Origin of the sequence: Microbulbifer litoralis, from assembly GCF_023634065.1 — a bacterium.
GTDB lineage: Bacteria > Pseudomonadota > Gammaproteobacteria > Pseudomonadales > Cellvibrionaceae > Microbulbifer > Microbulbifer litoralis.
Map to the genome: position 1 here is coordinate 378366 of NZ_JALKCV010000004.1, position 10830 is coordinate 389195.

Genomic DNA, 10830 nt, shown 5'->3' on the forward strand with positions numbered 1-10830 from the left:
CTCTAAAGTTCCCTCGCCATTCAACTTTCAGAAAGTTGCTCCAGAAATATTCTGAGAACTTCCGAGGTTTTTAAATGCCACATTCATCCGCTGTGGATTTTTCCTACAAATATGGTTTGTTGCACATTCCCGCGTCTGAGTAAATAAATCGTGACACCCAAAGTCCACCAAGCTGCTTGAGGGTGAAATCAATCGACTCCGACCCCGTTGATCCCGAAAACTTAGCACTCTCAGCTATGCAGAGATATGCATTCTTTCTAACAGTTCAATTCTGCCACAGATCGTTCGCATCATCCCTTCTCCGTCCCAACCGTCTTCACGAGCGGCAATAGCACGTATTCGTTCGGCCACGCTATATCGCTTATCATCATTGGAATACTTGTCCCTAATTTCGCACCAAAAGCGAAACAGCTCATCTTTATAATCCGACTCGTTAAAAGCTCCCACCATGACTCCAGCAACAACGGGAAATTCTTTCGAAAACACTCCATCCTTAAAATCACGACCAAGCAAAAACATGATTACTTCGTTTACGCACTGCGGATCAGCACGAAACTTCTCATATAGACCTGAATTTTTTTCACGCAAAAAAAGCAGTGCCACCAATATCTGAGGATTAAAAGAGTGTCTCTCGGGAATGGAACGGATAATTAACCTCAGGCGCAACATCAACTGATTAATCCCCCGAAGCTGATAGCTAAATCGCTCGCTAAGCCATACGAAGGTTTCAAATAGCCGCTTATATTCCGCCGTTAAGGATTGATGCCCTTCGAAACGCTTCCGAATATCGGGTTGTGCAAGCAGCCCCCCAATATACCCACTAACATCCGGAACTCTTAATTGGTAGTCAAAATCTACGAATCGCTTTAGATAACTTTCGCCATCAAAATTGGGGCCATAAACGCCTTGTAGACTCTTCCCTAGCTGCTCTCGATTTACAGCAAGCACAAAGACGAGCCGTTCTATATCAAAAAGGTGTTTTATTCTTTCAAGTAACTCGATGGCGTAACTTGGGCGACAACGGTCAAGTTCATCAATGAAGATAATCAGGTTAGACTGATTATCTGGGAGTGCCTCCAACGCTTTTGAGAGTAACTCTTTAAAGCGTTTCAGAGAATTAACCTTACTTTTGAATGAATCAACGATGTTCCCAGCGACTTCGCCGGCCGACGAAGAAATTGCGCCTTCCACCGCCTTGTCTAGATCCAGCGCACCTAATGTCCCCGCTTTTACAGCGGCTACTGCGCTTGCTTTGAGTAGTCCTGGCGCCAATGTTTTGGCCTTTTTCCAGGCTTTACCGGCGCCGCCTTCTTCACGCTGCTCAGACAACCAGTCATCCAGGACTGAAAGCAATGGCAGCAAAGGGTCATCACAAAAATCTCCCTCCCATGCATTCAAATTCAGCGAAACATGGCCATTATATGTAAGAAACTGCCGCCACAGTCTAATAAATGTGCTTTTACCACCTCCCCAAGGTGCCTCTAGTGCTAGAACCAGTGGTGCTTGAGCATTAAGTAATACGGGAGTTAGATTCTCAATCTCTGATCGACGATCCAATTTATCGTTAGGATTAGGCCAATTGCCGTCCTCTATCGCGAGCTTTGGCAAGCGCAGCGCTATTTCTTGCCGGGAGGCCGAAGAGGCTTCCATTTCTTCAGACATATAGCCCCCTAAAGTCGATCAGAAAAGGCGTTCTGGCCAAGAGCGCCGAGAAGTTCAGCATCTTCGGTGGAAGATTCGGAGAGCCCCCCCATTAACGAAGAAACTTTTTCTTTAACTGCAACAAAAGCTACCTGAAGATCTAGGGGAACTAGGGGGAATGGCATATCTTTGATAATCCCCATATTCAAACCATCCATAATTGCTCCCTTCGTTGTCTTGGACAAATAAGAGCGCGCCATCGGGTGATACAAATAATAAGAATGTAGAAACTCAGGTAGAGCCTTTTCTTCATCCAAGGTTATACAGCAAAGGTGTTTGGTATTTATTGCAGTGGGCACATTCTCGGGAACGACTGCGCACCTACCACAGGTACCCATAATTGTAATAAGCACATCACCAGGGTGGACAGTATATCGGCTCAGTTGTTCATATTTCTCTCTAGTGATAAACCTTGACTTTCCCCACCGGAACCGGTTATCAACGGCATTATCTATACCGAGAACAGAAATACCTGAATCTACGAATTCACTATGAAGCAACTGACTGCCAAAGGGGCCAGTGCGTATGCTTCCCTTCTCATTTTTTGCTATTGATTCTATAGTCTCAACAGCCCAGCCATCACCCCCAACATCACCAAACATATCCAGAAACACCGCGCGCAGGAATTCGTCGGCGAGGGCGATGGCCTGTTGGCGTTTGCGGCGGATCGCGTCGGCCTTGTCGAGGATGGTGGCGATGCGTTGTTGTTCTTTTAGGTGTGGTAGCGGAATCTCATAGTCTCTAAGGAAATCCGCAGAAACTCGCTTTTGGCCCGCTGCGCCTGACATGGATTTCTCACCAAAGAACCTAAATCTATCGCTCCATACCATGTAAAACAGATACTTGGCATCTAACTTGCCTTCATCCACCCTTACCACATGAAACTCGGTAGAGCCAAAACCTATTTCCCTGCTAATTTTCCCTGACCTCAGGCACTTGCCGTTTTCAAAACAAGGGGTAATCTTCGCGAGAAGTACATCGCCCCGTTCAAAGTACGTAAACCCCTTTTTCACGTCGGCCAAAATCCTGGGCTCTTCATTAAGAAGCTGCCCTTCTTCTGACACGGATGCCATGCCAAGAAAAGACACCTCTTGCATAGGGTCTATATCTTTCGGAAGCCTGGGATTAATAGTTGCAACAGCGCCAATCTTTACGTGCGGCCAACTCACAACATCCCCTCCAACGCCTTCAACTCGGTAATAATCTCGTCCTCCAGCCTGAGCAGCCGCTCCAGAATCTCCTTGGGCGGATCGTACTGCTCCTCCTCATACACAACCTCCTTGTAGCGGTTGATGGACAGGTCGTACTTGTTGGCGGCGATATCCCGCGCGTCCACCACAAACGCCTTCTGCGTTTTGTCTCCGAACTGCTTTTCAATCTTTTTCGCGCTGGCATTGGCCAGCACCAGCTCGCGGTAGGCCTGCCACTGCGCCAGCGCATCCGGCAGGTCGTTGTCCTTGATCGGGCTGCGCTTGTCATCCAGGGAGTAGCCGTCCGCCTGCAGGTCGTAGAACCAGACTCGCTCGGTGCTGCCGCCCTTGGTAAACAGCAGCACGGCGGTGGAGACGCCGGCGTAGGGTTTGAACACACCGGACGGCAGGCTGACGATACCCTCCAACTGGTTGTTTTCCAGCAGTTCCTTTCTCAGTTGCTGGTGGGCCTTGGAAGAACCGAACAGCACGCCGTCCGGCACGATCACCGCGGCGAAGCCGCCGGGCTTGAGGGCGCGCAGGATATGGGCGACGAACAGCAGCTCGGTCTTCTTGGTCTTGACCATGCCCAGCAGGTCTGGGTTGGTATTGCTCTCGTCCAGGCTGCCCTTGAACGGCGGGTTGGCGAGGATCGCATCGAAGAAGTCCTGTTCCTGGCGAGGGAAGTTCTCCCGGACGGATTTGTTGAGGCTGTCCTGGTAGTGGATATTGGCCCCGGCTACGCCGTGCAGCAGCATGTTCATGCTGGACACGCGCAGCATGGTGGTGTCGAAGTCGAAGCCCCAGAACATATCACTGTTGATATGGTCGCGGTAGGGCTCCAGCAGGTCGCCGCTGTAGTGGGGGTTGCCGTCCTCGTCGGTAAAGGTGCCGGCCGGGCTTGAGTGCACCCGGTTCAGGTACTCCATGGTGCGGGCGAGGAAGCCGGCGGTGCCGCAGGCGGGGTCGCAGATCACCGCGTCCGGCTGCGGGTCGGCCATGGCGATCATGGTGTCGATGATATGGCGCGGGGTGCGGAACTGGCCGTTGATGCCGGCGGTGGTGAGTTTGCTGAGCAGGTACTCGTAGATATCGCCCTTGACGTCGGACTCGGTCAGCGGCAGCTTGTCGATCATCTCCACCGCGGCCACTAGTACGGATTCGTTCTTGATTTCGATATCCGCGTCCTGCATATATTCGCCGATGCCGGCCAGAGCGTGCGTGGTGGTGCCATCTTCGCCGACTTCCTCGCGGCCCAGGCTGGCGAAGAAGGGAAAGACCTTCTGCTTCAGGTGCGCGAGCATCTGCGGGCCGGCCATGTTCTTGAAGTTCTTCCAGCGCAGCAGCTGGCCTTTGTAATCCTCCGGGAAAAGGCGTTCCGCCTGTTTGCCGGTTTTTGCGGCCTTGCGCTCGGCCACCTCTTCCTGCATATCGAGCATGCGCGCGAACATCAGGTAGGAGATCTGCTCGATCACCGTTAGGGGGTTGGCGATACCGCCGGTCCAGAATTTCTCCCAGAGTTTGTCGATATCGTTGCGGATTTGTCCGGTTAGCATGGGTAACTCTTTCTATTGACGCGGTTATAAGTTGTTCAGCAGCAGTCTGGCCAGGTCGGCCTCCAACTGCGCCATGGTGATCTGTGGGTGAACTTTGCCGCACTGGTACAGGTGCAGCAGTTGTTGGTAGTGAACGCTGGTCCCTTCACGCTCACAAAAGGCCTTGAAGGTCTCGGGAGCGAGGGAATGTTTGAGCAATATGGCCGTGGCCTGCACCAGTGATTGCGTATCCCGCCAGTGAATAAACGCGGCGAGGCGATCCTTGACTACATCCTCCGCCCGTAAAATCGGTATTCGGCCTTCCGGTAGCTCGGCAGTAGTGGTTTGCTGAATCAGCTCATTGCCTACCGACAGGGGGGCAGACGGGAACTCCACGGTGATGTCGGTACTGGCATTGACGAATACCCGCCCCTGCTTGGTAAAACCGAGCTGCGCCATGGCATCGCGTAGCTGCGCGGGTGTCTGGTAGCTGGTATTGACCATGTCGATGTCTTTGGTGAGGTAGAGGTTCTCGCTGTAGATCTCTACGGCCAGGCCGCCGACCAGCACCACCTCGATATCCTGGTTGTGCAGGTGTTCGGCAACCCGGGCGGCGAGTTCGGTAATGGTCGCGCGGCTGAAATCCATTATTCGCCTTTATCCTTTTCCCCACCCTTGCCTTCCGCTTCCCGCACCGCCACCAGGGGCTTGCCCGCCTGGCGCGGGCGGGTGCGCTGCACCAGCAGGCGGTTGCGCAGCTCTGGCGGATAGGCGGCCACGGCGGCCTTCAGCAGGGCCTTGAGCGGCTCCATAAACGGGTAGCGGGGATTCAGCTCGTAGTTCCTGACCTTGCCGATCAGCTGGCTGACCACCACGCCATCCTCCTCCAGCCGGGCCAGTTGCTTTTGCACCGGGTTGGTGGGAATACCGTAGAACTCGGCGATTGCCTTGCCGTAGCCCGCCCCCCTTAACAGCAGATACAGCAGCGCCTTTTCCTGGCTCTCTGCGCGGAGTATGCCTTTGAGTACGAACATGGCGGCCTCTATGTACCAAATATTGGTTAATATAAACCATTTTATGGTTCATTAAAACCAGCCAGCGGGGTGAAGCCATTTCTGGAAAATCACCGAACCCCCTGCATGCCGTAAATCTTTCTAACCATCTGTTTTTCCATGACTTTTCAATAAAATTGAAGCCTCATTTTGTCAGGAAAAAGGCAGCGTTTTCCTGACATGGCAATATCAGCATTCGGTGCGCACGGCGCACCCTACAGCCTTACGCATCCAATAGTTCGGGGCGCAGGAAAGGTTTCAACACGGCGACCAGATCGTCCACATCATCCGGCTGGAAAACGCCATCCACCCCCTCGTGGGAAACACTGGTAAACGGCGCATCGTAGAGTTTTTCCACGGTGATGGTGCCGTACTGGGCAATATGGTTCTTGAGCAGGTTCATAAAGCGCACCTGCTTGTGGGTGAGCTGCGGATGGGCGTGGAGGAAGCCGGCGAAGTGGGCCTCCACCGCCAGCGGGTCCATGCCCACCAGCTCGCGCAGGGTGAGCTGCAGTTCGCCGGCGGTGCGGCCGTAGAACTGGTTCAGGGCTTCCAGGCTGACGCCCGGGTGTTCAGTGAGAATGCTGGAGGCGAGGTTTTTCAGCTCGTCGTCCACGATGGGCTCGCCTTTGCGCAGTTTCTGCAATACCGGGTTGCGCTCCAGCATCTGGTCGAGGATGGCTTTGACCCGGCGACGATAGAGGGTGGCCTCATTGGCGCCGATGGTGACTTTGCGCTCCTTCTCCTTGATGCCGCCGTCGCTGGTGCTTGTGCCGGGCAGCATATAGCCGCCCCCGCCGCCGGACTGGCGGTATTTCATGATGCCGCGCAGTTCGCGGCGGGCGTGCTCCAGGCGTTCGACGCTGGGGTTCTGCCAGAAGTCGGCGCTGCGCACCTCGTCGATCAGCCTGTCTTTCTGGCGCACGGCCTGGATATTGATGGCCAAGCCATCCAGCTCTTGCAGCAGTTGGTCGCGGCCGTCGTCGAAACAGCTGGCCTGCTCTACCAGGCAGCGCTGGATATTGGCAATCAGGCGGTCGAGGGCTATGGCGAATTTGTCCGGCAGCACCCGCGCGCCCATCAGCGGCGCGATGGTGGTCTTGAGGATATGCTGGGTATTGCCGTTCATGTGCTGCAGGGCGTCGGTCTGCTGCAGCTGGTGTACGGTGCGCAGTTCCCGGCGCACGGCGATGCTGTCTTCCGGCAGGTCGTTGATGTCCGCCTTGAGCAGTGCCAGGGCGGCGTCGAAGCCCTCGCGGTGATTTTGCTTGAGGCTGGCCAGGGCCAGTTCCAGGCGCGCCTCGAACAGAGTCTGCAACAGGGATTTGCCGCCCACGTCCTCGGCCTCCCGGTACTCCTCCTCGAAGAAGTCGAAGTTACCGTAGTGATCGAAGATCAGGAATTCAGTCTTATGTTTGCCGGGGCCGAACAGGTTTTCCCGCAAGCGGGTGCCACGGCCGATCATCTGCCAGAACTTGACCCAGGATTTCACCGGGCGCGCGAACACCAGGTTGACCACTTCCGGCACGTCGATGCCGGTGTCCATCATGTCCACGGAGATGGCAATGCGGAAGTCGTTATCGGACTTCTTAAAATCGCCGATCAGGCTCTCGGCTTTGGGCACGGCATTGTGGATGACCTTGCAGACGCGGGTGCCGTACTGGGGGTAGAGCTTGCAGAAGAGTTTTTCCAGATGCTCAGCGTGCTTCTGGTTCTGCGCGAACACGATGCTCTTGCCCACCAGGGAGCCGGTTTCGTCCTGGATGCCGTTGTCGACCAGGTTTTCCAGGATGATGCGGTCGGTGTCTTCGCTGTAGATCTTGCGGCCGATATCCTTGCCGGCGAACTCCGCCCGCTTCGCCTCTTCCTCGCCGAGGTCCTCTTCCAGTTGGCGGCGCTGCTCCTCGCTCAAATCCTGGTAGTGGATGCCCTCGCGCAGGAATTCGGTGGTGAGGTCCTTTACGCGGAAGGGCGTCAGGTACGGCGGTTCGTTGTTGATGGCATCATCCAGGCCGAACTCGAAGGTGGGATCGGTGCTCTCGCAGCCGAACAGTTCGAAGGTGTTGCGGCTGATAAATTTCACCGGGGTGGCGGTGAGGCCCAGCTGCAGCGCATCGAAGTAGTCGAACAGGTCGCGGTATTTGTTGTAGATGCTGCGGTGGGATTCGTCGGCGATGACCAGGTCGAAAAAGCCCACGTCCAGCTGTGCGAAGCGGTTCATCATGCTGGGATAGGTGGCGACGTAGATGCGCGCGGACTGGTCGATCTTGCTGGTCTCGCCGATCACGCAGCGGGGTTCGCTGGGCAGGTAGTCCTTGAAGGCGTTGTTGGCCTGTGTGCGCAGTTCCTTGCGGTCGCACAGGAAGAGTACGCGCTTGCCCCAGTTGGCGCTCAGCAGCAGTTCGCTGAGGGCGATGGCCACGCGGGTTTTGCCGGTGCCGGTGGCCTGCACGATCAGGGCGCTGCGGCGCTGCTCCTGGAAGCGGTTGGCCACGGCCTTGATGGCCTCGATCTGGTAGGGGCGGCCGGCGATATCGGTTTTGGGGTTGAACTGCTCCGGGTGCGGCTGGCGGTACTGGCGCTGGTAAATCAAGTACTCGAGGCTGTCCTTGCTGTAGAAGCCGTACACCGGGCGGTAAGTGTTGTACTGGGCATCGTCCCAGATGAAGGTCTCGTAGCCGTTGGTGTAGAAGATCACCGGGCGGCGGTAGCCCATCTTCTCAAGGCCATCGGCATAGATGCGGGCCTGCTCGCGGCCGGCCTGCAGGTTTTGTTCGCCGGACTTCTTGGCTTCGATCACCGCCAGGGGCTGGCCGTCGTCTCCCCAGAGCACGTAGTCTGTTTTGCCCTTGGCACTTTTGTTGGAGGGCTCCGGCACTTCGAATTCGAGGGTGACCTGCTCGGGGTCGTTTAGATCCCAATCGGCCTTGGCGAGCAGGGTATCGATCAGCAAGCGGCGGGTTTTGGCTTCGTCCCACTGCAGGGAATCCGCCACCTGGTGGCTCTGGGCCTGCTTGCGCTCCGCATCGCGGGGATGGGGCGCTTCGATGTTGGCGCTGTTGCGGGTACGCTCTTTTTCCAGCTGCTCGATCACTTCCTCAAGCCGGGCGGCCTGCGCTTTGACTTCCGCCTGGTATTTGCTGACGGATTTTTTCAGCTGGCTCAGTTGCGCGGTGGGATCTGCTACATCCTTGAACGGCGCTATGTCTGACTTGGTTTTGCCGTAGTACTTGAGCGCCATATACAGGGCGAGCTGGTGGGCGGTGCCCAGGGCCATCTGCGCGCTGCGCAATTCCCCCTTGGCGCCGTGGGCGGTTTCGTTGCCCTGTACGCGCAGGAAGTTGACCTGGTGGGTCAGGGAGCGGTCGACACAGTCTTCGAATACGCGGCTTTTTACCAGCTCGTAGAAGCTGGCCTGGGGCAACCGCGGCAGGTACTCCTCCTTGTAGATACTCTTGGTGACCTCTTCGGCGAAGCCGCGCAGGCGCGTGAGGGCGCTACCCGGGTCTACATGGAGCACCGCCTCGGCCAGGCCGGCGAGGTTGGCCAGGGTTTCGTTTTCCGGGCGGAGGAATTCGAAGTTCTGCGATTTCATAAATAAAATTCTGCCCATGTCTGGCTCATTGCGAAGAGCGTGCCAGCTTTCACTTGAGACCGAGTTTTTCCATCAGGTTGGTCAGCGTCTGGTAGTTGTTGAGCCCCAGCAGCCCCGCGGCGCGGGTCTTGTTGCCGTGGGTTGCATCCAGGGCACGGAGGATATAGTGGCGCCAGATATCGTCGCAAAGTCCTTGTACATCAATGCCTTTGGACAGATCCCGCCCCAGCAGGTCGCCCTCCTTTTCCGGCATTTGGAATAGAGCCTGACGCAGGTCCGCAGCGTCTATGGAGTCGGTCTGGCTCCACAGGGCAGCGCGCAGCAGGGTCGAATGCAGTTCCCGCATATTGCCCGGCCAGGAGTGACGCAGGATAAGATTTCTTGCCTCAACAGAAATTTTCTTATCTTTCAGATGGGCGTCGTGAGCGGCGACGTTCGCCATTATGCGGTCGGTGAGAAGGTTGAGATCCCCTTCCCGCTCGCGCAGTGGCGGCAGGTATAATACGCCCACCGCCACGCGGTAGAAGAGATCCTCGCGGAAGCTGCCCTCGGCCACCAATTGCATCAGGTCGCGGTTGGTGGCAGTGACAAGGCGCACATCCACCCGGCACTCCCTGCCACCACCAACCGGCGTGAAGCTGCCGTCCTGCAGCACCCGCAACAGCCGCACCTGAACCGCAGGCTCCAACTCGCCAAATTCATCCAGGAACAGGGTTCCGCCATCGGCCTGCTGAAACACACCTTCCCTATCGCTGCTGGCGCCGGTGAAAGCGCCCTTCCTGTGGCCGAACAGAATAGAGTCGATCAGATCTGCGGGAAAAGCGCCGCAGTTCACCGCGACAAATGGACGATCCGATCTTTCGCTGGCGTTGTGGATTGCGCGCGCAAACAGCTCCTTGCCGGTACCCGATTCGCCGTAAATCAATACCGGCACATCCCGCGCAGCGAGGATACTGGCCTGGGACTTGAGGCGCTGCATCGTGGGGTTTTGTGTGACTATGTCATCAAAGGCGGCATCCGCAGGCGGAGCGGATGCCGACAGCTGGGTCATGGAGCGGGATGAGACTTTATCCGCGGCGGGCACATATTCGGCGGCGATATCAAAGGGTATCTGCGTTTGCTGAACCCCTTCCTCGCGCGAGACCTGCCAGAAAGTGGCGGGATGACGGGTCTTGCCCAGCAGTATCCATACCGCCTGCATGGCCGGTGTCCCCGGGCTCAGCAATAGGTGTATTTCAGCTTCCGGGTTTTGCCCGCGCAGATCGAGCAGTACCTGATGGGCGGCTTGATAGATTTCTCCGAAATTGACTGGAGAAGATAAGGTGATTTGGTGGCCGGTTACCGGAATCGCGGTGCGTTGCCGCAACCAGTCGATATAAGGGGCAATGTCAGAGGATGGATAATTGTAGAGCAGCTCGACGCTGTTGAACCTTTCCTGTTCAAGAGCCCCCGCAACGGGTCCCAACTGGGGGTTCGCCGGCTGGTACGCAGCGAGATCCTGGCCCCCGACCCAACTGATTAAAATCCGTTCCACAAAGCGCTCTCTTGCTTGTTTTTCATTAGGCGCCAATCAACACTCCATCCGAAAAGTGATGTTAATCACATTCATTTGGAATGGATACCCCCCTGGCGCGACAAGCAATTCGAGAACTCAACGGCACAAAGAAGAGACTTGGGACTCAGCCAGACTTGGATGGAATGGATAGAGGATAGAGGATAGAGGATAGAGGATAGAGGATAGAGGATAGAGGATAGAG

Annotated in this window: 7 protein-coding genes; all 7 read right to left on the minus strand. The window is 56.1% G+C overall.

The features are described from left to right. Positions 1 to 234: 234 nt before the first annotated feature. Positions 235 to 1662, minus strand: a complete 1428-nt coding sequence (locus MWN76_RS09105; RefSeq protein WP_250461088.1) for a KAP family P-loop NTPase fold protein — start codon at positions 1660 to 1662, stop codon at positions 235 to 237. 8 nt (positions 1663 to 1670) lie between these two features. Beyond that, positions 1671 to 2870, minus strand: a complete 1200-nt coding sequence (locus tag MWN76_RS21150; RefSeq protein WP_250461089.1) for a restriction endonuclease subunit S — start codon at positions 2868 to 2870, stop codon at positions 1671 to 1673. Then, positions 2867 to 4447, minus strand: coding sequence for a type I restriction-modification system subunit M (locus tag MWN76_RS09115; RefSeq protein ID WP_250461090.1), 1581 nt, complete (start codon positions 4445 to 4447; stop codon positions 2867 to 2869). Before MWN76_RS09115 ends, MWN76_RS21150 begins: the two co-directional genes overlap by 4 nt. A 24-nt stretch (positions 4448 to 4471) precedes the next feature. Continuing rightward, positions 4472 to 5074, minus strand: coding sequence for a DUF6036 family nucleotidyltransferase (locus MWN76_RS09120; protein WP_250461091.1), 603 nt, complete (start codon positions 5072 to 5074; stop codon positions 4472 to 4474). Then, positions 5074 to 5460 carry a winged helix-turn-helix domain-containing protein gene (locus tag MWN76_RS09125; RefSeq protein WP_250461092.1) on the minus strand — a complete coding sequence of 129 codons (387 nt, stop codon included), beginning with the start codon at positions 5458 to 5460 and terminating at the stop codon, positions 5074 to 5076. Before MWN76_RS09125 ends, MWN76_RS09120 begins: the two co-directional genes overlap by 1 nt. Positions 5461 to 5701: 241 nt before the next feature. Continuing rightward, on the minus strand, positions 5702 to 9073 hold the full coding sequence (locus MWN76_RS09130) for a type I restriction endonuclease subunit R (protein WP_250461093.1): 3372 nt from the start codon (positions 9071 to 9073) through the stop codon (positions 5702 to 5704). A 49-nt stretch (positions 9074 to 9122) separates the two neighbouring features. Next, positions 9123 to 10643 (minus strand): sigma-54 interaction domain-containing protein, encoded by a 1521-nt coding sequence (locus tag MWN76_RS09135; protein ID WP_250461094.1) that lies wholly within the window; start codon positions 10641 to 10643, stop codon positions 9123 to 9125. Positions 10644 to 10830 lie beyond the last annotated feature (187 nt).

Coding starts and splice junctions, on each gene's coding strand:
- MWN76_RS09105 (WP_250461088.1), bottom strand. CDS start 1,662: ATGTCTGAAGAAATGGAAGCCTCTTCGGCCTCCCGGCAAGAAATAGCG.
- MWN76_RS09120 (WP_250461091.1), bottom strand. CDS start 5,074: ATGGATTTCAGCCGCGCGACCATTACCGAACTCGCCGCCCGGGTTGCC.
- MWN76_RS09130 (WP_250461093.1), bottom strand. CDS start 9,073: ATGAAATCGCAGAACTTCGAATTCCTCCGCCCGGAAAACGAAACCCTG.
- MWN76_RS09125 (WP_250461092.1), bottom strand. CDS start 5,460: ATGTTCGTACTCAAAGGCATACTCCGCGCAGAGAGCCAGGAAAAGGCG.
- MWN76_RS09115 (WP_250461090.1), bottom strand. CDS start 4,447: ATGCTAACCGGACAAATCCGCAACGATATCGACAAACTCTGGGAGAAA.